This window comes from Ureibacillus suwonensis, from assembly GCF_042655065.1.
In the GTDB taxonomy this organism is placed as follows: domain Bacteria; phylum Bacillota; class Bacilli; order Bacillales_A; family Planococcaceae; genus Ureibacillus; species Ureibacillus suwonensis.
Genome location: NZ_JBHSNQ010000048.1, coordinates 121,496 through 144,685 on the forward strand (window position 1 = coordinate 121,496; position 23,190 = coordinate 144,685).

The following is a 23,190-nucleotide window of genomic DNA, read 5'->3' on the forward strand; positions in this document are numbered from 1 at the left end:
TTTCTCGTGCTAAAAATAGTTCCGTATTCAGTTTAGACAACATTTCCATAGAAAACAATCTATTTTTTAGGAATATTGTGTGTTAGCTTACATTTATTTGACATCACCAGGACTTCGTCAATTTAATCGGTTGCGGCGAAGTTGTTTTATTTTTTCCGGTGTAACATCATTTCCTTCAATATCAAAAATTTGCACGTTTTCGATGGTCTTTCTGAAAGATTCCCGGAAAGACTCCAAATATTCCTTCCGAAGCAATGTTCGCTCTTTTGCTTCCTCTTCCGTCAATTTGCCCTCTCTTGCTTTTCTTGTTAATTCATTGATACGGTCGATCTTTTCTTTTGGTAACATTCAATCACACCTTTCCCTTTCAATACAAAAAGAATATGAAAAAAAGACCCGAAGTGCAAGCAGATTAGCCTTCAAGTCTTTCTTTATATTCCATATATCTGCGGTGAACGGTTGCTTTGCTCACATCATATCCCAATCCTCTTAAAGTGGATGCAATTTCTTGAAATGTCAACCCCTTTTCCCGCAGCTTGACAATTTCTTCAACAGGAACTTCAATCCGGCCCCTTCCCTCACGATTATGTTTATTTTTGAAATTCCGTTCGGGACGATATCCGTTTTCAACGGCCCGGCGCATTCCCCGCTGAATTTTTGCATTATGTATTTTCCGTTGATACTCCTCTACAATCGCTAATATTTTCAACAGCATTTCGTCCATTTCGTTCAATTTCAATGGACCGGCATCATTAAGGGAATATACATCCGTCTCGCTTTTTTTAAGCAAATGCAGTACCGCTACCCGGGCATGTCCACGGCCTAATCGGGTTTCATCCTGTACGAAGACAGCAGAAATTTCATTTTCCGAAATATAATCCAGCATTTCAAGCAGTCCATCACGATCAACATCATAACCGCTGTGGCAATCTTCAAATATATTATCCACACGAAAGCCCAAACTTCGGGCATATCGTGAAAGCTCTTCCTTTTGCCGTTCCAGGGAAGTTTCCTGTTCAGCTTTTTCCGTACTTACTCTTGCATAAATAACCGCCTTGTTATTTCCCATTATCGTTTGCTCGCTACCTTTACTGATTGAATTTCATCCTCTTCATTAATGGCAATATAGATCGCATCTTTCGGAACCGGGATCATCAACGTTTCTCCGGCAATGATATGTTCTCCGTCAAGATTGTTTTCAACCGCCACCATCCGAATCCAATCCTCTTTCGTCAAATTTCCTTTATAGCGATCCGCCAATGTCCAAAGGGTATCGCCTTCTTTGATTGTAATTTGTTCGAAAGTCAATTCCCCTTCATCTGTAATAAAAATATAAGCAATTATGATTAAAGAAACAATAATCAGCACTTTTAAGTAATGATTTCTTTTTAACCAAGCCATAATTTTCTTCCCCTTTTACGAATGTTTGTTCCGAATATCTGTTCTTACTTTAATACGAACGTACGTTTTTGTCAAGAGTGTTTTTCGAACTTGTGTTTGCATTCTCCGAGATTCATTGCTATACTATATGTAAAATATGTAAAACTATTCACATTAGAGGTGACCACGATGGAAAAGCTGTCAAAAAGGCAAAGAGATATTTTGGAATTTATAAAGAAGGAAGTTCGGGCAAAAGGATATCCTCCATCCGTTCGGGAAATAGGTGAGGCGGTTGGGCTTGCCTCCAGCTCAACAGTACATGGTCACCTTACGCGCCTGGAACAAAAAGGATATATCCGAAGAGACCCGACAAAACCTCGGGCGATTGAAATATTGGATGGTGAAGAAGAACCGCAAAAACAATCAGTAATTCATGTGCCATTGGTTGGCCGGGTGACTGCCGGAAGCCCAATTACAGCGATCGAGAACATCGAGGAATACTTTCCTTTACCTGACGCATACGGAACAAGCAACGATCAATTATTCATGTTGGAAGTGATGGGGGATTCGATGATTGAAGCAGGGATTTTGGACGGGGATTATGTCATTGTAAAGAAAACATCCACTGCGAATAATGGGGATATTGTAGTTGCCATGACCGAAGAAAATGAAGCGACCGTGAAACGTTTTTATAAGGAAAAAGACCACTTCCGCCTTCAACCGGAAAACTCGGCGATGGATCCGATTATTGTGGATAAAGTGACCATCTTGGGAATCGTTGTTGGTTTGTACCGAAGATTTCATTAATGAAATAAAAAAACTCGCAATCTCTTAATTGGAATGCGAGTTTTTTTATTTTATTTTTTTCTACAGGCATGAACAAATGCTTCAAATAACTTCTTTGAAACCTCTTCGCCGCAAATGGCCAATTGTTCCGGATGCCATTGAACGCCCAGACAGAACGGAGCCGTTTGATGTTCCACCGCTTCCACTATGCCATCGCTTGATACTCCGACAACCCTGAGATCTGCCGCAACATCCTTAATCGCCTGATGATGGAAGGAATTTACTGAGATTTTGTCCGATTGAACAATTCGGCTCAATCGGCTTTGTTTTTGAAGCTGTACAAAATGGGACGTTTCAAAGCGGGGAGAGGTTTGGGAATGAAGGAGAACCTTTCCTTCCAATTGATCATAAATATCCTGGTAAATGGTTCCCCCAAGCGCCACATTCAATACTTGCAAACCACGGCAAATGGCAAGAATCGGAATATGGTGTTGGATCGCCAGTTTTGTCCATTGGATTTCCCGTTCATCCCGTTTCGTGAAGACCCTTCCCAACTTTGGAAGCGGTTCTTCTCCAAAGAAAATTGGATTGATATCCCCTCCGCCGGTAAGCAATAACCCATCAATTGTACAAATCATCCGGTCGCCAGCCGATTCTTCGGCATATGGCAGGCAGACTGGGACTCCTCCCGCATCCACCACCGCTTTCACGTACGCCTCATTAACCTTATATATCCCATCATCCCAATCCAACGTGATGCCAATTATCGGTTTTATGCAGGTTTCCTCCTTTATGGCTAAAATATTCCTGACCAAAGGCAAAGAGTTTGAACATTTCTTACTTTAAATGCTGCATATTCCGATTGTTTTCGACATCTTTTGCTTCATAGTGACAAAGGTTTGACAGAAAAAAGATTCATTTTTACTAATAGAGATTCGGACCGGAATAGAGCTTTCTGCTTACAATGGGAAAAGAGCATCTTCCAATTCCATAAATTATTATTTTCACTATAGCAATATTTAAAGATATTTCTTTTTCAATCACTAATAATTCTGTTAATTAATAGTTTTTTATTATAATATAACCAGTTCATCAAAAATAATAGGTCGTGCGGCCTTTTGGATTTTTAGAAAAAGTTACTATTTATCCATAAATACTATTAAGTAATTTTATACCATTGACGGTAATATTGAGAAATTTTATATTCATTATGTAAGATGTCTGTACTACTCCGATTCGAAGATCATTCTTCGACAAAAGTAAGACAGGCTATACATAATGCTGGGAGGTGTAGTCATGGAATTAGTAGGAAACTTATTACAATTAGTACTTGGTTTACTTAACAGCCTTTTAGGCGGTCTTCTTTAATCCTGACAAACAGAAAGTTTCTTTATAAGCTTTCTGGACAAGCTGTTCTTTATTTCAATTTGGAATACCCAGCTTAAGCTTTTAGCTGGCATAAGTAAGATATGGGATGAACTTATGCCGGCTAATTTTCTTTTCAGGTCAACATGCAAATGATGTCGACAAAATTCATCTTGCATAGTAAATCCTTCATCATCATATTTTTGAATTTTTTATGAACCATGTTTGAAGAGCCTTTTCTGATTGACAAAGGCCGTAAGTTGAATACTGTCTCTCTTTCCAATTTATAACAAGTTCCCTTTTATACATAACATCCTTTAAAAGGATCAAAGAACAGAGAAAGGGCAGTTACCCTTAAAATCAGTGTTCCAATTACACAATCCAATCAGTTTGCTGGTATAAAGTCCCTATCGGAGAGGTTGGGGCTTGTACCAGCTACTATTATTTTTGAAAAATCTCCCAACAACATAATTCTTTATGACTATTCATAGAGAAACATTACTTTATCATCTTTGGTTAGCTCATCAAACCATATGAATTTTCTGTTACAATATTACGCTTTCTTTATTGTTTTTACCATTTTTACGCTTATAATGTCAACATGGAAATTTTATTCGGTATCCGTTTCTTTTTGTCTTCAAATCTTATTAGCCCTGCCCATCTTCAACGAATAGCATAAACTTCTGATTTTCGTTTCACCGCTTATCCGCTTTTTGAATTTTTCCGGAAACCCTTCAAAATTCACACCATTGCATTTTCCAATAAAAAAACACCCCAAAAGTCAGCTTTTCCAGTCCAACTTTTGGGATGCGGATTCATCATCTATCCATTATCCACCATATTATTAAAGCTCCAAATCAGCAGAGGTTTCTACACTTTAAAACAAATTCCAATACCATCGGATCATTGCATCGCCGTAAAAATATACAATGATGGCCGCAACGGCAATGGATGGCCCAAAAGGAACCGGGACTTTGCGGCTTTGCTTGCGAACTTTGATTACAATGATTCCAACAATCACGCCAATAACACTGGCCAAAAACAATGCGAGCAATGTCTTCACGGTTCCCAAAACCAGCCCAATTAAGAAAAACAGCTTAATATCGCCTCCACCCATTCCGCCTTTTGAGATCACAGCAATGAAATATAAAATGCCAAATCCGGCCGCAGCACCGAGGAGGGAATCCCACCACGGTTCAAGGGGGGAAGCGATACGGCCGATGATCAGAAAAGGCAGAAAGAAAAGAAGCACTTTATCTGGAATGATCATGTATTGAATATCCGAAACGACGATTATGGCCAATAATGAAATGAAAAAGAGTGCAACGGCCAGTTCAATCGATAGTCCAAGCAACAGATAACTCCATACGAAAAGCACTCCGGTTAGTAGCTCTGTTGCTACATAAATGGGTGATATTTTGGCGCCGCATGTCCGGCATTTTCCATGTAAAAAAATGTATGAAAACACCGGAATCAAATCGATGGCGGTTAACCGTCTTTGACATTTCGGACAATGGGACGGCGGCGTAATGATGGACTCCTTTAACGGAACACGAAGTCCCACAACGTTATAAAACGAGCCTAGCACAATCCCAAACAGGAAGAAAAAAACAGAATACAAAATATCCATAAAAGCGCTCCTCACAATTCCAATCGATTACACATCCCCTTCATAATAGAAGGTTGTCACTTGGATTGTTGCTTCGATGCTGTCTTCCGGATTTTCGGCGAATTCATTTTCTTCACCTGGCAATGAAAAATCGATGATATCGATGTGCATGATACGTTCAATTTTTTCAATTTCTTTAATAAAGTTTACTAAATGCTGAAAGTCCGGAGATTGTACGTCAATTTCAAAGGTGATTAATTTCAATTCTGGCGGCAAGGATTCATTATCGATCGGAGAAACTGGTGCTTCATCTGATTCTTCTTCGTTTTCTCCTTGAGATGTTCCTTCATTTTCCCCATCACTTTCATCCTCTTCGGCAGAAGCATCCGGCCGGTCAAATCCGGAATCAGCAACAAGCGTATCATAGTTGTTAAAATCGATGGATAAAATTTTTGTTCCTGAGACGTATTGAGTTTCTTCTATATTTAATACCAAATCGTCCAAGTTTCTTGTTTGAGGCACTTTTTTCCGCATTTCAAAAATTGTTGCCTGATCGAGGTTTTTCGATGCGTTGATCTCCTCGATTTGCTGCTCGAGCGATGATATTTCCGAGCGGGTTGATTCAATGGACGATTCAAGAGATTCAACCTCTTCTTTTTTCGGCAGAATTATATAATAGTAGAAAGCAAATAACAGTGCTGCTATGAGGACGATCAACAATAAAGTGGTCGAATTTTTCCCACTTAATGACTTCATTGGTTACCACCTCCAGCAGCTAAAGCATTTTGATTGATCAACAAAGTAAATTTGACCGCATAACGTGGAATTTCATTGAAATTCGCTTTCCCTTCCACTTCCTGATTGCCAAGCTCAAAATGCTCTATGGATGAAACTTGTGCATCAAAGAAATATGTACTGCTTGATAATCGGGATAAATATTTGGAAATATCACTTAATGTTTCAAAATCCATGGACACTTCCGCCGTTTGCGCATCAAAGGCATATTCCCTCAAATAAGAATGTCCGGGCTGCAAACGAATCGTTTCATCAAGAATCGGTGAAACCGGATAAGAAATCGCTTCGACAAAATCAACCGATTGCTTTAATGAACCAGTGTCAACCGATATGCTGTCCAGTTCCGCTTGAAGCCGATTCCGCTCATCAATCACCCGCTGCTCCTCGCTCCGCAAATCGGCAATTTCACCACGATAATTAAAATACTGGAACACAAAGAATGCAACAAAGAGCAACGCGATAATGGATAATACAATGTATACAGTTTTGGATGTGGACTGCCTTCGATCAACTTTCGGCAACAGGTTAATATCCGGTATCATCATTTAACCTCCTTTAAGGCAAGTCCAAGTAATGCTGCATGTTTTGCCTTGAATCCTGGATAATGCTTTTTCATGAATTGGTCATTAATGAGTTTGATTGGCAACTCGAAATTTTGCTTCAAATGGGAATGGATGTTATTGAGATTCGGATTGTCCCCCATAACGATGATTTCATCGATTCCATTTTGTTCCTTGCTGATGGAGAAACGGAAGAAATCCATAATTCGCTCCAGCTCCAACATTTGATCGGTAATCAGCATGCGGTATTCATCAAACTCTCCCAAATAGGAGAAATCCAATTGATGTTCACCCGCTTCCTTCGCCTTCCATTTGCTCAAATCTGTATCCAGCGGCTGAAATCTTTGGAATTCAACATTCCCTTTTGAATAAATGGTAATGGACAATTCATTGATCAGCCAATTTGTAAGCAGATAGGTTTTTGTGTCATCCAAAAGGTTCATGGATTCGAGCAATCTCAAATTACAGAGGGCCCGGACATCCGCAGCTTCCGGGTACGTATGTATATCCAAAAGCAAATTTATGTATTGGTTCACCGGTTCGGAGTTGGCGGCAAACATCATGGCCTTGCCGTCCCCTTCCACCGGGTCAAATACATCGATCAACGGATCATCAAATGGAAGGTGAATCGAATAGCCAATCTCCATTTCCGCATATTCCCTCAATTTTGAAGGTTCCACATCGTCCGGATGATCAAATGTTTTCAATAGAATGATAGAATCCGGAACGATCATACGGATCTCCTGTTTTTTTCCACCCCATAATGAATGGCACTGTTTGAACACTTCAAACAAAGCCACCTCATCTTTTATTTCGGACTCGGCAATCACCCCTTCCGGTATGGCAATTTCAAATACTTCCGCCTGCGATAGATCCGGGCCCTTCATTACGAGGGAGCGAAGTACGTAATCGTTGATTTCAACGGAAACATTCGACTTTTTATTTCGTCTAAACATACGCAGGGCTCCTTTTGATAAAATTGTCAACTAATGAACATGATTATGAATTCATTAGTTTCTCAATGGAACACCCAACGACCACGTTAGGTGTTCTTTGAAAAACTAATTATAAAGTGGCTAATTAAATAGTATTAATTAGAGTCGTCTTCACCACCAGAGCCGTCTTCACCACCAGAGCCTCCGGTACCTCTTGTTTCGATAGTATGACCGCTAGCTGTAATTTCACTACCTTTCTTATCGTCATTATTAATATCTTGAATCGTTACATTATTAAACTTAACTTTTTTCTTTCCTGAGAATATCACGTCAGATGCATATAAAGTATTCCCACCTGAAGCTCTTGTAACTTCATATAAACCAATATTCTTTTCATTATCCCCTTTCTCAAATACTCCTGCAGTATCTAAATAGTTATCTTCTAATAACTTTTTAACTGTTACTTTTTCCCCATTCGATGAACCCTCTTCTGTAAAGTATAAATTAGCTGCATTAATAATATTGATCGCATCAGATTTCGCCGCATTGTAACGTGAATTTTCAAGCATATTTCCGATTGCCGGAATTGCTATGGCGGCAACAATCGCCAAAATTACAATTACTGCCAATAATTCAATCAACGTTAAACCTTTTTCATTTTTCAAACGTTTTTTCAATAATTTCATCATAGAAAATCCTCCTCCAGAATTTGTATGTAATTCGTTTTGATTATGTACAGATGATTCTTTCAACTGTTTCTCACCTCCTTAAAAGGGTTTGAATAATTTTTCCATTCTATTTCCATTACATTTGTTCATACAAGCTGAACATCGGCAAGAAGACCGCTGCAACTATTCCACCGACAATCACGGCCAAGAACAGGATCATAACCGGCTCTATCAACGACTTTAATGTATCGACACTTCGATCCACTTCCGCTTCATAAAATTCCGAAACCTTTTGGAGAATAAAATCGAGTGTACCTGTTGTTTCCCCGATATGTACCATCGACGTGACAAGCGGTGGAAATAACCAACTATTTTCCAATGGCTCTGCCAATGAACTCCCTTTCTCCAAACTTTTTCTGGCATCCCGAATCACTTTCCCAATGACCGGATTGCCGATCACCTTTTCCACAATCGTCAAACATTCCAAAATCGGTACGGCGCTGCTGAATAATGAAGAAAGGTTGGACATCATTCTTGAAAGTGCGGACTTTTGCAATAATGGTCCGAAAATCGGAATTCTTAACAATGTATAATGCACACCATAGTGAAATTTCCCGTTATTTTTATATAGGAAGTAAAACACCAATACAATGAGAAGAATCGCACCCAGCACGCTCCACCAATAATGTTGCAATATTTCGCTGATTTTGATGGTGAAGATCGTAATGGCCGGCAGCTCGGCACCCATCGACTCAAAGGACTCGATAAAAGATGGGACTATGACCACCATCATAAATACGGCTACCACGATGGTCAGTACGAGCAATACCAACGGATATGTCATGGAAGATTGCACTTTTTTCTTCAAGCTGTACTGCTTTTCAAATGTTGTCGCCAATTTTTCCAAAATCGTATCCAGGTTTCCGGTCGCTTCAGCGGACATCATCATGTTGACGAACAAATCCGGAAACACTTTTGGATGTTTTTTCGTCGCTTTCGAAAAAGAGAGACCCGACCGGAGATCTTCCTCCACCTGTTCCAATGCCCTCTTTAACGGTTTGCTTCTCGTTTGGCGGGCCAATATATTCGTCGCTTCAACGACTGAAACCCCCGCCCGGATCAATGTGGCAAATTGACGGCAATAAATGACGAAATCCTGATTTTTTACTTTTGATCTGCCCAGATTGAATTCTTTGTCAAGAATGTTCGAAGATTCATTGATTTCCCGGGGATTGATGCCCCGCTCCCTGAGCTTTGCGATTGCCGCTTTTTTGCTCGGGGCATCAATTTTCCCCTTCGTCAACTCTCCCCTTCTCGTCCTTCCAACATACCTGTAAATGGTCACCGGTAATCACCAACGTTCATGTATGGTTTGACTTCTTCCAACGACACTTGCCCTTTTGAAAGCAATTCCTGGATTGAATGTTGCATCGTATGCATACCCAACGCCCGGCTTGTTTGCATAATATTTGGGATTTGTTCAATTTTTTTACTGCGTATTAAATTTTTTACAGATGGCACGGCAACAAGAATTTCCGTTGCCGCCACACGGCCTTTTTTATCTTTTCTGACGAACAGACGCTGTGAAATGACGCCTTCCAATACACTGGCCAATTGCGAACGAATCTGATTTTGCTGATGGGGCGGAAAGACGTCGATGATACGATTGATCGCGGACGGCGCATCCAATGTATGAAGAGTTCCAAACACCAAATGTCCGGTTTCCGCAGCCGTGATTGCCGTTGAGATGGTTTCCAAATCCCTCATCTCCCCGACGAGAATCACATCCGGGTCTTGCCGCAACGCCGCTCTTAAGCCGGTGGCGAAATTTCTTACATCTGTACCGACTTCCCGTTGATTCACAATCGAATTTTTGTGAGAATGAATAAATTCAATTGGATCTTCAAGGGTGATAATATGTTTTTTCATTGTTTCGTTAATATGATTGATCATTGCCGCCAAGGTCGAAGATTTCCCGGAACCTGTAGGACCTGTGACCAATACAAGCCCTTGTGCTCTTTCTGCCAAATCAAATAGCACTTTTGGCATTTCCAAAGATCTAATCGTCGGAATTTTGGTAGGAATCAACCGGAATGCGATTGCCGGCGCATTTCGCTGTTTATAAACATTTACACGGAATCGAACGTTTTCATTGTATGTATAATTAAAATCGGCATCACCTTTTATTCGATATCCCTTCAACTTGTACTTGGGCAAAAGCTGATTGACCATCTCTTCAATTTCTTCGGCAGAGAATTCCACATCCCCAAATTTCTCCAACATTCCGTGGATCCGGAAAATCGGCGGTGTTCCGACAGTGATATGTATATCCGAAGCATTATTTTCAAAAGCGCTTCTCAGAATATCTTCTATTGAAATATTCATAGCTCATCCCTTTCTATTCAACCGTTGCCACGCGTAATACTTCTTCTGTTGTTGTCAATCCATCCAATACTTTCAAGAAACCGTCTCCTAGCAAAGTGCGATAACCTTCGTGCTTCATGTAAGCCATTATCGCCGCAATCCCTTTCCGCTGTGATATGTATTCTCTTACCGTCCGATCTATCGGCAATATTTCATGAATCGCAATTCTTCCTTTATAACCTGTATGGTTGCAGGCAGGACAGCCGCGCCCCCTGAGCACGTTCTCAATCTGCAAACCTTCTTTGGCAAACAGTTCCTTTTCCCTCGAGGTTGCCGGCACCGTTTCCGCACAGTCACGGCAAACCCGTCTTACTAAACGTTGAGCCACTACACCAACTACGGAAGATGCAATCAAGAACGATTCAATGCCCATATCTTCCAGTCTGGAAATCGATTCAACGGCATTGTTCGTATGGAGCGTGCTTAAAACCAAGTGTCCGGTCAGCGATGCCCGGGTTGCAATTTGCGCAGTTTCCAAATCCCTTATTTCTCCTATCATAATAATGTCCGGGTCTTGTCGGAGAATGGAACGCAATCCTGCCGCAAAGGTCAATCCCACTTCTTCTTTCACTTGAATTTGATTGATTCCTTCCAATCGGTATTCCACCGGATCTTCAACGGTAATGATATTGACGCCTTCTTTGTTCAGTTCAGATAAGGCCGCGTACAATGTCGTCGATTTCCCGGAACCGGTAGGGCCAGTGATCAATACGATGCCATTCGGTTTGGATATCATGTTTCTGAACAATTGTTCATTCAGTTTGCTGAATCCCAATTTATCGATGCTTGTTGCCGCATTGCTCAAATCGAGGATCCGCATCACAATTTTTTCTCCGTAAATTGTGGGCAATGTCGACAACCGGATATCCACCGGTCGGAAATTGATCGTCGTTTTAATGCGGCCGTCTTGCGGAATGCGATTTTCCGTAATATTTAAATTCCCCATGATTTTTATGCGGGCTGTAATCATATTTTGCATATGTTTCGGGATTGAACGTTCAGTTCTGAGAACCCCGTCAATCCGGTACCTTACACGGAAATCCGTTTCTTGCGGATCAAAGTGAATATCACTCGCCCTTAACAACACCGCATTGGAAATCAACTGATTCACCAAGCGGACAATGGGTGAATCATCATCGGTTATCTGTGTATCCGCCGCTTCGTTCGCATCAATGTTTATGTCAGCCATTGCCGCATCCATTGATTCCTGCAAATCGTAATATTTGGCAATCGTTCGATACAAATCGTCTTTCGCCGCAATGCCCGTCTCTATATGGCACCCGGTTGCCATCCTCACTTCTTCGATGGCGAAATAGTCCATCGGGTCCGCCATGGCGATGAACAATCTATTTTTATCCCGCCGTATAGGCATTACTTGCGCCCTTTTTGCCAATTCCGCCGGCACGAGTTGGAGCACTTCCGGATCGATTGGATATTGGCTCAAGTTGATATGGGGAACACCCAGTTGGAATTCGAGCACTTCTATCAGTTGTTGCTCTGTCAATATATTTTCACGGATTAAAAAATCTCCCAACTTTTCATCGCTTGACTTATTTTTCAATGCGTATTCGAGTTGTCCGGGTGTTATGACACCTGCTTCAACGAGCAAATCCCCGAGCCGCTTGCGATATTTCATATGTTTCCCCTCGCTTTCTATGAAGTTACTAAATTCCCACCCTTGTCATAGTAACTTCCAGGAGGTAATTCGTCTTTATTTTTGTCCTTGTCTTGATTGGAATTGCCGTCAGTTTTATTGTTGTTTTGTTCAAAATCAGGCAGTCCGTTTCCATCCAAATCCAAGTTGTCCACGTTGCCGGAATTTGGACCCGTTTCTTCTTCAGCCGATTCTTTCGGTTGAATGGCTGATTTTAACACGATCCGGTTTGTCGGCGCATAATAATCACGACTAATTTCTTCAGTTTTTTCTTCACCGTTGCTATCCGTCATTGTTCTTGTAACGGTCACCCGAAGTCCTTGTTTTCCTTCTTGAATCAATCTGGAACTTCCCATCGGCAAATCTTTTGAAAATCTGTTGATGATTCGGGGAGCAATCGTTTGCTGTTGAACGGAAACCCGAACCGTTACATCTTTCACACTGGAATACAACTCTACTTTTAAATTTTCTCCTTCGACGGACATTTTCAGTAAATATGGATGTTTCGATACGTTGATAAATTGCAGATCTTTCTCACTGAACGCATCTACGGAGACGTTCAATCCCGGCTGTAAATAACCAGGTAATTCTTTTTGGGCATGTCTCTCCATAATTTCGATATTTGCCTGCAAAACGGTGTTGTAAATCATCGATCCGACAAAATTTAAACCTTCCGTATTTGCGGAATCCGTCAAATTTTCCAACACTGTTAATAGTGAAAAAGCTTCGTTCGGCTCTAATATGTATTCGTTCAATTCTTCCGCCAATGCTTGTACACCTTTTGTATTGGCTGGAATTTTTTCAATGGACAATGCGATTCTCTCATTCTCCAATTGTGTGGTGTCTGTTACAACCGCCTCAATTTCATGAGACTCCAAGTATGATGCTTGCGCTAAAACCCGTTTATATGTATCTTCCGTATCCCAAATGGTTATGTATGATATTTGTTCTTTGATAGATTCACTATCTGAAATATGTATCGGAATATGTACAACCTCTTCTGATTTCCAAAAAAGATAGAAAGGTTTATCTGTTGAATCTCGATATTCATCGATCGCCCGATCAATATCAAATATGATTTCTTGCGGGTCAATGCTCAGTTCTTCACCTCCACCCCGGATGACGATCGGCTCTGATGCCCATTCATCAATGGCATTTTCCAGCACTTTTTTTATTTCCTGATCTTTCAGACCGGAAACATCAATGCCACCAATGGTAGAACCATTCGATCGCTTCTCGTCCGCAAAAGCTGTCAAATAGGATTGTGCCGGAATCAGTAAGCAAACCAAGACAGCAGCCACCAGGACGAAGGTGAAAGCTTTACGTGATTTTATAGTTTTCAAACTATCCACCTCATTATTTTATGTTATTTTTTTATTATTTTTAGTTGAAAAATACTATTTTTTATTCCATTTTTCCCTGCCTTTTCTAACTCAAAAAAAGAATACAATAATTTTCAAACTTTTGTATCATACTTTTTTCCTATTTTATTAAATTTTTTTAAAAATCCGACAGAAACATGTGCAACTAACTAATTATTTTTACATAAACTGGAATTTGATGTTATACTTAATATAATAGTACCCTTATACTAAGCATTATATTCATTTAGACTTTATTATTTTTATATAATTTTGTACATTCCTTTTCATAATTGTTACAATTTTTTGCCTAACCAAGAAAATCATGAATTTTAAATCGAAATTTGTGACAATGAAGGGACATTCTTTTTGCACCACTGGCATTTTTTTGTGTTTTCGTTTACATTGAAAATAGATTTCATTCCATACCGAAGTAGGTGTAACTTATGAAATATCTTTCCAATCAAAGAGGCGGCAAACCTCTCATCATCACAGTCATCACTCTTGTCATTATTTCTCTTATCTCTGCAGTTGCGATTGTTTATTTTACAATCAAAGATCAAAACATCGAATTTTCTGAAGAAGAGATTGCCGAGGCGACCAAAGTGGCGGAATCGGAATTGGATAAGGCTTATGCCGTTGCAAAAGAATATCCTTTTGAGAAACGGTTTGAAGCGATACAATCAATCGGTTATCGCGAGCCAAAGGAAGGCGAATACGCCATCTTCACTTTTGAAAAAGATTATGATGAAGATGATGAATATTACGTAATATTAAAAATGAAGCCCCATGCGCAATTTGAAAATTTATCAGTAGTGACTGTAGCCATATTTGATAAGAAAAACGGCGCTCTAATCGTGGAAAAACAAAATGTATTGAAATGGGAAAAGTAAGAAAATCAATCTTAAACTCTTCCCGTAAAACCGGAACAAACCCTGCCTTTCGCGATGCAGGGTTTGTTTTTTTATTCAAAGGGTATATATAAATATATCTTTCGGACTATTACATTTTCTTGGTTTCTTTTGCAATAATATAAAAGAATCATTTTGTCAAAGAATCTCAAAACAATTTCTGTTTAATCTAGTAGATTTGTTGTTTGGAATAAACTATATTTTAGTTGTTCTATTTCTATTTTCACATTATTGGTTTGATTTTTTTATCTACTACGACTAACTATGACTTAAGGAGTGGCAAAATATGAAGCTTAATGAAAAGGGGCTGACCCTCGTCGAAGTGGTCGCCAGCCTCCTTATCATAACGATTGTTTTATTAAGCGTTGCCCAACTCGTTATTCAATCGAATAAGACCAATTCGATTAATAACGAAAAATTGGTTGTGATTGATTTGGCGGAAACCATTTTGGAACGGCTGAAAGCGGAAAATCACATCGTAAAAGAGGCAATCGAAACAGCTTCCAATCCGGATCAGGAAGTTGAAATCCCCTTAAGCTCCATTAATATGGAAAATCTTTCGACCAAAAAAATCGATGGGAAAGATTGCTATTTTGTTGAAATGAATCATGAAACATATCAAGTGAGCGCCTATGCGAGGAAAGCAAACAAACAAGAAATAAGCGATTTCGGCTTAAGACCGGTTGTTGTAAAAGTAAAACGGGTGGAGATCATTACGAATGGAACAACCAGCATCAAAGATTTGATTGGAAAAAGCGAAATAGAAGGATATGTTGAACTATGATGAAAAATTGGAATTCAAAGGGAATGACATTAGTAGAAGTGTTGGCGGTATTGGTGTTGGGTACAATAATTGCCCTTTTGGCTTTCAATGTGTTATTTGGCATGTTCTTTAATCACAAAGAAAAAATAATCACTTCCGCCAATGTACGGGATGTCGCGGATTACTATTTGGAGAATTTGTCAAATTATATTTTTTCCCTTAGTGAAAACAATGTGGAAAAAATCGTTCAATCGGAGACTGAAGGGTATTATATCGTCGAAAAAGATTCGCCGGCAAACATCACCGGATTTAAAAAGGATGACGGAATGGTTTCACTCTATGTCGGAGGTGAAAAGATTGAATCCTCGTATCCAGACATCAAAATTTCCGACTTCCCTAATACAAAAATTGTAAAAGAAAGAAACAACATCTATAAAATCACTTTGACCCTTGAATACAACGGTAAATCCAAAACTTTTAATAAAGAAGTCCATTCTATACCTTAGTTTTTAAGGAGGGAACATAATTGAAATACATAAAATCCCAAACAGGAAACACCCTGCTTTTTGCCATAATGGTATTAATGCTCGGTTCAGTCATCGCGCTCACGTTAATCGGCATGTCCATCAACGGCACCGCCCGAAATGAACACCGGGAAAATTATAACCAGGCCAAAAAAAATGCGGAAAGCGGGATTGAGCATTTAATCGCCAGTATGGAAAAGGATTTGGAAAGTATAATCCCATCTCCTGGCATTAATCCTACTTTTTCATTAAATAATTTTAAAGAAAGTTATAAAAAAGACATTTTAGGTAAATATAAATGTTCATCTAAAAACTTTATACATAATGAAGATGGAAAAACAAATTACTCCACTTGTATCGAATATAATGATAATGACATAGAAAAATTACTGGATAAGAATAATTTTTATGTTCCAATTACAATCAGAAGTACAGGTATTGCAAATGATGAAGAAAAAGAAATAATCGCTAAAGCAAAATTCGGTGCTACATATAAAAATTACCCCAGCTTTCTAGACTTTGCCGTGGCTACTCACCCGAGCACCGTTTCAAAGGGAGATCCAAACTTTCAGAGTGAAAGTATAATTTTTAACGGCGGTTTACAAATAAAAGGAAATGTGTTTACTAACGGAAATATTGCAGTTTCCAATCGTGCATATGCGCCTATAATAGACGCAAATAATGTCGGAAATCCATGGAAAGAAACAACTTATCCCGAAATTACAGGATTTAACGGTAAACCTGCGGAAATTTATTTGAATACGGACAAATCACTCTTTGAAATGAAAAAATATGAATTTGATGGTAATTGTAAGCGTTCCAAAGAAGTTAATGGTTTAATCAAATCATTAGGAGATTTGATGGACGCATTAGGGGACATCCCACAAGGCCTTATTAACCTTGTATCAATTATCACATTCGGAAATTTTAACATACCTGATCGTTATTTTACATATTACGACTTGCAAGTTTACAATTTTGACGAACATAAAACTGATGACGATAAATGTTTTTATAAAAAACAATCTATAGAGGAAATCAATAGTTTTCTTACAGGAAAAAGCAATGTAAAAATTAAGAACACTGTTAAAGAGTTAGAATCAGTTGCTATAGCTGGAGATAACTCTTTCATAACAAACGGTAAAGACAATGTATTGAAAATAGTTAATCAAAATGGAAAAGTACTTAATGGATTGCAATATATTAATCCAAAAAATAACAATTATAATGTAAAAAACGGAAATATCTTACTTATTGATAAAACACTAAAAGGAACCAGCTATATCACTACTACCCAGAGCAGCATAGATACCATTAATACTTCAATTACAAAAGATGTAATAAAATTATTAGACCAACTTGTACCAATAGTGGGTTTAGGTTCTCATCTCGAGAAATTATTAAACGGTGATTCAGATTCCTTCTTATTGGATCTTGTAAACGATTTAGTTCATCTAATACTACAAATCTTAGGTTTGGCTGACAATGAAACAAATGGATTAGAAGGACAATATTATATTCATAATAACAATGAGCAAAAAAAATTAGTAATTGAATTGCTTAAAGGATTAGGTTTATTAAGTTCTTCACAAAATCCTGATGAAACACGATTACTCGATTTTCTCCTTGATAATGAAGGATTAATCCAAAAGGGAAAAGCCATAAATTTGGATCCTGGTCTTTTAGGAAGCAATGATTTTAATTTAAATGGAGTTTATTATATTGATGGTGATGTAAGAATTTTCAACTCCAAGGTTAATGGAAATGCTATACTTTTTGTTAACGGAAATGTCGATATAAAAGACTCTCAATTAAACAATAAGAATGATAATAATAAAATTCTCATCTTTGCAACAGGTGATATCATCTATCAATATAGTTCAGAACGAGGAAGCCGAATTACAAAATCCTACTCAAATGATAACTCCTTTGTTGTAAATGCTTTCTTGTATTCCGACAAAAAAATCGAACTGCATGGCACTGTCTCAAAATTTCATATAAAAGGCGGAATCGCAGCAAACCAAGTGATATTAAGTGGCGTAAGAGGTGATGTAGATAAAATTCTATTTGGTCCGAATATGTTCAAAAATCCTAAAGATGAAAGCAAACCTTCACGTTTAATTATCGAGCACGACCCAAAAGTGTGGGAAACTTTTGTCAAACTTACAAAAGACTACTCTACAATGCCTGAATATCATGAATTTTTCCTAGAACCAACGACAATAACATCAAGAAAATAATTTAAAATCAATCTCCCAACTTTATGGTTGGGGGATTATTATTATGCCGAAAATTGTTATCGTATAATTAATATAATAGTTTTAATCACAAAAAATTTTTGTATATTTTTGATACTTATTTTTGTGAAGACAATTGAGTTTGCAAAACGATATTATTAAAACGATAAGATAAAAACCACCCGATTCGTTTTATTAATATAGTAATAATATATCCATTGAAACAAAAACTTATCGTTATAATAACTTGATAAAGAAATTCAATGTTTATTTTAACATTTCACAAGAAATAAGTTGAAAATCATACAGCAAATTATATCTTAATATACTAAAATTTCACAAGATCTTTATAGGATATCTGTTTTTTTATAAGTATAATATGATTGGAAGAATGAAAAAAATTTATCAACATTCCCCTATAAATATCCATTCGAAGGGAGATAACTTATGAGAATCCTCCGCTCACAAAAAGGAAACGCCTTTGTGATAACCATCATGGTGTTGTTGATTGCAACGGTTATCGGGACAACCTTGATCACCTTTTCCATGAATGGGATCACACGCAACGAACACCGGGAAAAAACGAATCAGGCGGCCAAATTGGCAGAAGACGGAATTGACCATATCACTTTAAAAATCAACAAAGAATTGGAGCAAGCGATTGAAGAAGTGCTGGAAGACACGAAAAAGAAGTATTATAAGCTGAATTTCATCAGCAAGTCGCAATTTATAAACGCATTCAACGACAAATTTGATGATATTTTACAGAAGTATGAATGCGATTCAGGAACCCATGTTATGAATGAAAACGGTGAAAAAAAATACGATGCATGTTACATAAAAACTCCCGCCAATCCTCTTGACACCATCCGGACTGTGAAATTCAAAAGCGTCGGTACGGCTAACGATGCCACAAAAACGGTCGTTGCCGAAGTCAAACTCGGAGCCGTATACTCAGATGTCCCGAAAATACTGAATTATGCCGTCAGTACAAGCGGCGATGGCAACCTTATGTTAAATGGCGGGGTCAGCATCAATGGAGATGTAAAAGCCGATGGAAATATCATCGTCTCAAACAGCGCATACATACCAAGCCCACTGATTGAAAGACGTTGGAAAGACAGTACATACCCTGCCATTGGCGGGGAAACGGTTTTCCCTTCCGAATCGAAAAATGCAAAGTTATTTGTCAATCCTTCAAACGGACGGCTGTTTGTCATCAAACCGGAAGCATTGGACAACTGGAAAGGCTGCGACAACAAGTTCTTCGACCGGGTCAATTATAATGATGTATTTAAACATAACTTCCATGAAATGAAGGAAAGCAATTGCCTTTATGATATACAATCCGTGAAGAATGTCACTTCCTACTTATTCAATGAAGATCTGCCGGATCTGATGGAAACGGGGACAGCTGAGCCGTTTGATGTGGAAAATATGGTCAATATCGGAAAAATGGCGCTTGCACAAAAAGTGATCAAAAACGATAATGAATATTCGGTTTACAAGCTGCCTGTAAATTCGTCTTACTACGCCAAAAAGCCGACTTGGTTCAAATATGGTATCCAAACCATCATCGATGGAAAAACCCATGAAATCAAGGGCGAAAATGGGAACGAATATTTCAGATTGACCGCATTATTAGGCAATAACAATTTTATCGATCGTACAAAATATACGCTGGACGGGAACTTCCATTTATACGGTTCCAACATCATCATCACCGGACTTTACTCAAGCAACACGTTTAAAGGGAATTACTATATTTCCAACAAAAAACCTGTTATAAACATCGATCCGGATGATGAAAAACCTGATGAGAGCAAAAGTTATGAAGAAAAGAAAGGAATTCCGCGGGCATCCATCCGAATAGAAGATGGCAAGCATACATTTGATGGCAACTTTTATTTGGACAAAGGTGTCATCACAAATAAAGCCCTCAATATCAATCGCGGCGAACATACATTTAAAGGCGTGTATTTTGTCGATGGGGATCTTGAAATCAACGGAGTGCTCGGATCTCCATTGAAACCGGCCATCATCAATGCGGATGCAATATTTTTTGTGAATGGCAACGTGGACTTGAAACATGTATTGATCAATACTCCTGGCGACAGTGGATTGATCATCTTCGCTACAGGCGACATCACCTACAACTACGCAACAAGCCAAGGAAACAATTTAGAAGATTATTTCAATGAAAAACAGCAAGAAATCAATATGTTCCTTTATTCCCAAAAAGGGAAAGTGGAGTTGCACGGTACGGTCTCCAATTATAAAATCAACGGAGGCGTCGCCGGGAAAAATGTATTTTTAACAGGCATCCGAGGCAGCATCGAGAGAGCAAGCATCAAATCAGGCTTCACAAGAAACTTTCCGAGTGTCCGCGAACAAGAAAAAAGCGAATCCAGACTGATGATCGATTATGACGAAGATATTGTCACAACCTTCCACAAGTTGCAGAATATCGGTATCACCTACCACGATTTGGATTCTTTCAAACCGATTATGGTTTCGAGAAAATATGAAAATTGATGCCCCATAAAACGAAAACATCCTGCTTTTGCGCATTAAACCAGCGAAAGCAGGATGTTTTTATTTCACATTATTTTATTAATACATTTTCAAATAATGTTCTCTCTCCCAAGGATGGACAGTGGAACGATACATTTCAAATTCGATTTCTTTCGCTTCTTTGAAGTTTTGGTAGATGTGTGGTCCAAGGGCGTTTTTCACCACTTCATCTTTCTCCAACAAGCGGAGGGCATCATCCAATTGCCCCGGCAAGTTTTCAATTCCGTTCTCACGGCGTTCCTCTTCCGTCATCACATAAATGTTCCGGTTGATTGGAGCTGGTGGCGTCAATTTGTTTTTAATGCCATCAAGTCCTGATGCCAAAATCACCGCCATTGCCAAATATGGGTTGGCTGAAGGATCAACGGAGCGCACTTCCAAACGTGTTGAAACTCCGCGGGAAGCTGGGACGCGAATCAACGGTGAACGGTTTTGTGCGGACCAAGCCACATAAACCGGCGCTTCGAAGCCGGGAACTAAACGTTTATAAGAGTTCACTGTAGGGTTTGTAACGGCTGTAAAGCTTTGCACATGTTTCAATAAGCCCGCCATGAATTGCATTGCCGTTTCGGATAATCCAAGCTCAGTGTTTGGATCATAGAACGCATTGTCTTTACCTTTGAATAAGGAAACGTTGCAGTGCATTCCTGATCCGGCTTCACCAAATAATGGTTTCGGCATGAATGTTGCATGCAGACCATGTTTGCGCGCAATTGTTTTTACCACCAATTTAAATGTTTGGATGTTATCGCAAGCTGTGACTGCATCCGCATATTTGAAGTCGATTTCATGTTGCCCCGGAGCCACTTCATGGTGGGAAGCTTCCACTTCAAAGCCCATTTCTTCCAATTCAAGGACGATATCGCGACGGCAGTTTTCACCAAGATCTGTCGGCGCCAAGTCAAAATAACCGCCATGGTCATTTACTTCCAACGTAGGTTCGCCGTTTTCGTCCAGTTTGAACAAGAAGAATTCCGGCTCAGGCCCCAAGTTGAAATGACTGAAGCCCATTTCTTCCATTTCTTTTAATACGCGTTTCAAATTTGTACGAGGGTCTCCTAAGAACGGCTCACCATCCGCAGTATAAATGTCGCAAATAAAACGTGCCACTTTCCCTTTTCCTGTTGTCCAAGGGAATACCATGAATGTATCTAAATCAGGATATAAATACATATCAGATTCTTCGATGCGGACAAATCCTTCAATGGATGAACCATCAAACATCATTTTGTTGTCCAAAGCTTTATCCAATTGACTTACAGGAATTTCAACGTTTTTAATTGTTCCTAAAATATCTGTAAATTGTAGTCGGATAAATTTTACTTCCTTTTCTTCAACCAATCGATAGATGTCTTCTTTTGTGTATCGACCCACAATTCCACTCTCCTACTTAAATTCTTTAGTATAAATTATTATTGATAATATCGAGTAACATCTGCATATCTCAACAAAGGTTTATGGGAACGGGATTGGGCATTTTTCATTTCCTCCCGCAAGATGCTGCGGATTTCTTCATCAGAAAGCTCTTTTCCAAACTTTCCATCCTTCGCCCCTTTTTTCATTTCGAATATTTTCTTAATTCCCGCTATGTTTAAACCTTGTTCAAGAAAATCTTTGATTTCCAAAAGCAAATCAACATCATTTAATGAAAACATCCGCTGATTGCCTTCTGTACGATGAGGGCAAATTAGACCTTGTTCCTCATAATAACGGATTTGCCGCGCGGACAAATCTGTCAGTTGAATCACCGTACCGATTGGCAATAACGGCATTGATCTTCGAATTTCACTTGTCCGTTTATTTTGATATGACATGTCACTCCTCCCTAATGATGAACATTTTACTATCTGGCATATTGTTTGTCAACGTCATGTAAGGAAACCTTACATTGACAAAAATTTTTTCATTTTTAAGAAATTCATTTCATAATTCATCAAATTTATTGCCATTTTCACTTTTTCCACAAAAGAAAAAACTGTAGAAATAAACGAATGTTAATTTCCACAGTTTTTTCCCATCAGGTTATTTTCTTTTTCCCCGGTATAAACGTCCAAAGAAAAAGAAGAAGATATTGATAAAATCCAAATATAAACTTAATGCCGTCTTAACAAGTTCATCTTCTTTTACATAATAATTCCGGATCAAATTAAAATCATAAACTGTATATAGCACAAAACCAAAGACGATGATGGCCGCAATAAATACATGGACCATACTGTCAACCGGGATGAAAAAATAAATGATGAAAAATAGCATAAATACAAGCAATATCGCTGTGAAATATGTTGCCCCATTCGGAAAATGCCTCGGCATTTTTAAGCCCAAAAGAGCAAGTGTGATGAAGAGAACCGCCGCTCCAAATAATAGCGAGTACACGAATGCTGTTCCCAATATTCCGATAAATAACTGTGCCAACCAATAGAACATGATTCCTGTAAAGAAGGGGATCAAATATAAAATTCCGTTGGCCCATAGCATGTTGCGGGTGAAAACGACAATGAACAACAAGACCAAATTGACCACCGAAACAATAATTACGATGGAAGACGGCAAAAACATTCCAACAATCAGGCTTATCGCCGTCAATCCCCACATCAAGGCGAAATGCTTTAAAACAAGACTCAAATGATGGCCATACATGGCA

Annotated in this window: 22 protein-coding genes; 6 read left to right on the forward strand and 16 right to left on the reverse strand. The window is 38.8% G+C overall.

The window, feature by feature from the left end; genetic code table 11:
- Positions 1 to 117 precede the first annotated feature (117 nt).
- The 3 genes from ACFPOH_RS05000 to yneA all read right to left on the reverse strand — a co-directional run bounded on the left by ACFPOH_RS05000 (position 118) and on the right by yneA (position 1,401).
- Entirely contained in the window at positions 118 to 348 is a 231-nt protein-coding gene (locus ACFPOH_RS05000) for a DUF896 domain-containing protein (protein ID WP_342469753.1), read from the reverse strand.
- Positions 349 to 412: 64 nt separating this feature from the next.
- The gene (locus ACFPOH_RS05005; protein ID WP_342469754.1) at positions 413 to 1,069 is read right to left on the reverse strand and encodes a YneB family resolvase-like protein; all 657 of its coding nucleotides are present in this window, start codon (positions 1,067 to 1,069) and stop codon (positions 413 to 415) included.
- Entirely contained in the window at positions 1,069 to 1,401 is a 333-nt protein-coding gene (gene yneA / locus ACFPOH_RS05010; protein WP_342469755.1) for a cell division suppressor protein YneA, read from the reverse strand. The genes ACFPOH_RS05005 and yneA overlap by 1 nt, the downstream gene beginning before the upstream one ends.
- Positions 1,402 to 1,569: 168 nt before the next feature.
- On the opposite strand from yneA, the gene lexA reads away from it, so the two are divergent.
- Positions 1,570 to 2,187, forward strand: a complete 618-nt coding sequence (gene lexA / locus ACFPOH_RS05015) for a transcriptional repressor LexA (protein WP_342469756.1) — start codon at positions 1,570 to 1,572, stop codon at positions 2,185 to 2,187.
- 50 nt (positions 2,188 to 2,237) lie between these two features.
- On the opposite strand, the gene ACFPOH_RS05020 is transcribed toward lexA, so the two are convergent.
- The 10 genes from ACFPOH_RS05020 to ACFPOH_RS05065 all read right to left on the reverse strand — a co-directional run bounded on the left by ACFPOH_RS05020 (position 2,238) and on the right by ACFPOH_RS05065 (position 13,519).
- On the reverse strand, positions 2,238 to 2,987 hold the full coding sequence (locus ACFPOH_RS05020) for a gamma-glutamyl-gamma-aminobutyrate hydrolase family protein (protein ID WP_342469757.1): 750 nt from the start codon (positions 2,985 to 2,987) through the stop codon (positions 2,238 to 2,240).
- A 1,421-nt stretch (positions 2,988 to 4,408) separates the two neighbouring features.
- Positions 4,409 to 5,161 (reverse strand): prepilin peptidase, encoded by a 753-nt coding sequence (locus tag ACFPOH_RS05025; RefSeq protein WP_342469758.1) that lies wholly within the window; start codon positions 5,159 to 5,161, stop codon positions 4,409 to 4,411.
- Positions 5,162 to 5,188: 27 nt separating this feature from the next.
- A complete protein-coding gene (locus ACFPOH_RS05030) occupies positions 5,189 to 5,896 on the reverse strand; it encodes a potassium transporter (protein WP_342469759.1) in 708 nt (235 codons plus the stop codon).
- Positions 5,893 to 6,477: a PilN domain-containing protein gene (locus ACFPOH_RS05035; RefSeq protein WP_342469760.1), complete on the reverse strand. Its 585-nt coding sequence runs from the start codon at positions 6,475 to 6,477 to the stop codon at positions 5,893 to 5,895. The genes ACFPOH_RS05030 and ACFPOH_RS05035 overlap by 4 nt, the downstream gene beginning before the upstream one ends.
- Complete coding sequence (gene pilM, locus ACFPOH_RS05040; protein WP_390308967.1) at positions 6,477 to 7,451, reverse strand: type IV pilus biogenesis protein PilM; 975 nt, start codon at positions 7,449 to 7,451, stop codon at positions 6,477 to 6,479. Before pilM ends, ACFPOH_RS05035 begins: the two co-directional genes overlap by 1 nt.
- A 134-nt stretch (positions 7,452 to 7,585) precedes the next feature.
- Entirely contained in the window at positions 7,586 to 8,182 is a 597-nt protein-coding gene (locus ACFPOH_RS05045) for a prepilin-type N-terminal cleavage/methylation domain-containing protein (protein WP_390308968.1), read from the reverse strand.
- A 52-nt stretch (positions 8,183 to 8,234) separates the two neighbouring features.
- Positions 8,235 to 9,443 carry a type II secretion system F family protein gene (locus ACFPOH_RS05050; protein ID WP_390308969.1) on the reverse strand — a complete coding sequence of 403 codons (1,209 nt, stop codon included), beginning with the start codon at positions 9,441 to 9,443 and terminating at the stop codon, positions 8,235 to 8,237.
- Entirely contained in the window at positions 9,440 to 10,483 is a 1,044-nt protein-coding gene (locus tag ACFPOH_RS05055) for a type IV pilus twitching motility protein PilT (RefSeq protein WP_390308970.1), read from the reverse strand. The genes ACFPOH_RS05050 and ACFPOH_RS05055 overlap by 4 nt, the downstream gene beginning before the upstream one ends.
- A 13-nt stretch (positions 10,484 to 10,496) precedes the next feature.
- Positions 10,497 to 12,158: a GspE/PulE family protein gene (locus ACFPOH_RS05060; protein ID WP_390308971.1), complete on the reverse strand. Its 1,662-nt coding sequence runs from the start codon at positions 12,156 to 12,158 to the stop codon at positions 10,497 to 10,499.
- Positions 12,159 to 12,175: 17 nt separating this feature from the next.
- Entirely contained in the window at positions 12,176 to 13,519 is a 1,344-nt protein-coding gene (locus ACFPOH_RS05065; protein WP_342469766.1) for a VanW family protein, read from the reverse strand.
- Between the two features lie 464 nt (positions 13,520 to 13,983).
- Between ACFPOH_RS05065 and ACFPOH_RS05070 the strand changes: the two genes are divergently transcribed.
- From ACFPOH_RS05070 to ACFPOH_RS05090, 5 genes are all read left to right on the forward strand, one after another.
- Positions 13,984 to 14,430, forward strand: coding sequence for a hypothetical protein (locus tag ACFPOH_RS05070; RefSeq protein ID WP_390308972.1), 447 nt, complete (start codon positions 13,984 to 13,986; stop codon positions 14,428 to 14,430).
- A 304-nt stretch (positions 14,431 to 14,734) separates the two neighbouring features.
- Positions 14,735 to 15,232 carry a type IV pilus modification PilV family protein gene (locus ACFPOH_RS05075; protein ID WP_390308973.1) on the forward strand — a complete coding sequence of 166 codons (498 nt, stop codon included), beginning with the start codon at positions 14,735 to 14,737 and terminating at the stop codon, positions 15,230 to 15,232.
- Positions 15,229 to 15,717: a prepilin-type N-terminal cleavage/methylation domain-containing protein gene (locus ACFPOH_RS05080; protein WP_342469769.1), complete on the forward strand. Its 489-nt coding sequence runs from the start codon at positions 15,229 to 15,231 to the stop codon at positions 15,715 to 15,717. The genes ACFPOH_RS05075 and ACFPOH_RS05080 overlap by 4 nt, the downstream gene beginning before the upstream one ends.
- Positions 15,718 to 15,737: 20 nt before the next feature.
- Positions 15,738 to 17,975 carry a hypothetical protein gene (locus ACFPOH_RS05085; protein WP_390308974.1) on the forward strand — a complete coding sequence of 746 codons (2,238 nt, stop codon included), beginning with the start codon at positions 15,738 to 15,740 and terminating at the stop codon, positions 17,973 to 17,975.
- 444 nt (positions 17,976 to 18,419) lie between these two features.
- Positions 18,420 to 20,507, forward strand: coding sequence for a hypothetical protein (locus tag ACFPOH_RS05090; protein ID WP_390308975.1), 2,088 nt, complete (start codon positions 18,420 to 18,422; stop codon positions 20,505 to 20,507).
- A 78-nt stretch (positions 20,508 to 20,585) separates the two neighbouring features.
- On the opposite strand, the gene glnA is transcribed toward ACFPOH_RS05090, so the two are convergent.
- The 3 genes from glnA to ACFPOH_RS05105 form a co-directional block, all read right to left on the reverse strand.
- Positions 20,586 to 21,920: a type I glutamate--ammonia ligase gene (gene glnA / locus ACFPOH_RS05095; protein WP_342469772.1), complete on the reverse strand. Its 1,335-nt coding sequence runs from the start codon at positions 21,918 to 21,920 to the stop codon at positions 20,586 to 20,588.
- Between the two features lie 38 nt (positions 21,921 to 21,958).
- Positions 21,959 to 22,360: a MerR family transcriptional regulator gene (locus tag ACFPOH_RS05100; RefSeq protein ID WP_342469773.1), complete on the reverse strand. Its 402-nt coding sequence runs from the start codon at positions 22,358 to 22,360 to the stop codon at positions 21,959 to 21,961.
- Between the two features lie 208 nt (positions 22,361 to 22,568).
- Positions 22,569 to 23,186: a Bax inhibitor-1 family protein gene (locus ACFPOH_RS05105; RefSeq protein ID WP_342581208.1), complete on the reverse strand. Its 618-nt coding sequence runs from the start codon at positions 23,184 to 23,186 to the stop codon at positions 22,569 to 22,571.
- Positions 23,187 to 23,190 lie beyond the last annotated feature (4 nt).

Bases quoted from the DNA above. Each gene is read 5' to 3' on its own strand.
- ACFPOH_RS05070 (WP_390308972.1), top strand. From the start codon at position 13,984: ATGAAATATCTTTCCAATCAAAGAGGCGGCAAACCTCTCATCATCACA.
- ACFPOH_RS05090 (WP_390308975.1), top strand. From the start codon at position 18,420: ATGAGAATCCTCCGCTCACAAAAAGGAAACGCCTTTGTGATAACCATC.
- ACFPOH_RS05105 (WP_342581208.1), bottom strand. From the start codon at position 23,186: ATGTATGGCCATCATTTGAGTCTTGTTTTAAAGCATTTCGCCTTGATG.
- lexA (WP_342469756.1), top strand. From the start codon at position 1,570: ATGGAAAAGCTGTCAAAAAGGCAAAGAGATATTTTGGAATTTATAAAG.
- ACFPOH_RS05080 (WP_342469769.1), top strand. From the start codon at position 15,229: ATGATGAAAAATTGGAATTCAAAGGGAATGACATTAGTAGAAGTGTTG.
- ACFPOH_RS05005 (WP_342469754.1), bottom strand. From the start codon at position 1,069: ATGGGAAATAACAAGGCGGTTATTTATGCAAGAGTAAGTACGGAAAAA.
- ACFPOH_RS05025 (WP_342469758.1), bottom strand. From the start codon at position 5,161: ATGGATATTTTGTATTCTGTTTTTTTCTTCCTGTTTGGGATTGTGCTA.
- ACFPOH_RS05060 (WP_390308971.1), bottom strand. From the start codon at position 12,158: ATGAAATATCGCAAGCGGCTCGGGGATTTGCTCGTTGAAGCAGGTGTC.
- ACFPOH_RS05055 (WP_390308970.1), bottom strand. From the start codon at position 10,483: ATGAATATTTCAATAGAAGATATTCTGAGAAGCGCTTTTGAAAATAAT.
- ACFPOH_RS05075 (WP_390308973.1), top strand. From the start codon at position 14,735: ATGAAGCTTAATGAAAAGGGGCTGACCCTCGTCGAAGTGGTCGCCAGC.
- ACFPOH_RS05000 (WP_342469753.1), bottom strand. From the start codon at position 348: ATGTTACCAAAAGAAAAGATCGACCGTATCAATGAATTAACAAGAAAA.
- pilM (WP_390308967.1), bottom strand. From the start codon at position 7,451: ATGTTTAGACGAAATAAAAAGTCGAATGTTTCCGTTGAAATCAACGAT.
- ACFPOH_RS05100 (WP_342469773.1), bottom strand. From the start codon at position 22,360: ATGTCATATCAAAATAAACGGACAAGTGAAATTCGAAGATCAATGCCG.
- yneA (WP_342469755.1), bottom strand. From the start codon at position 1,401: ATGGCTTGGTTAAAAAGAAATCATTACTTAAAAGTGCTGATTATTGTT.
- ACFPOH_RS05030 (WP_342469759.1), bottom strand. From the start codon at position 5,896: ATGAAGTCATTAAGTGGGAAAAATTCGACCACTTTATTGTTGATCGTC.
- ACFPOH_RS05035 (WP_342469760.1), bottom strand. From the start codon at position 6,477: ATGATACCGGATATTAACCTGTTGCCGAAAGTTGATCGAAGGCAGTCC.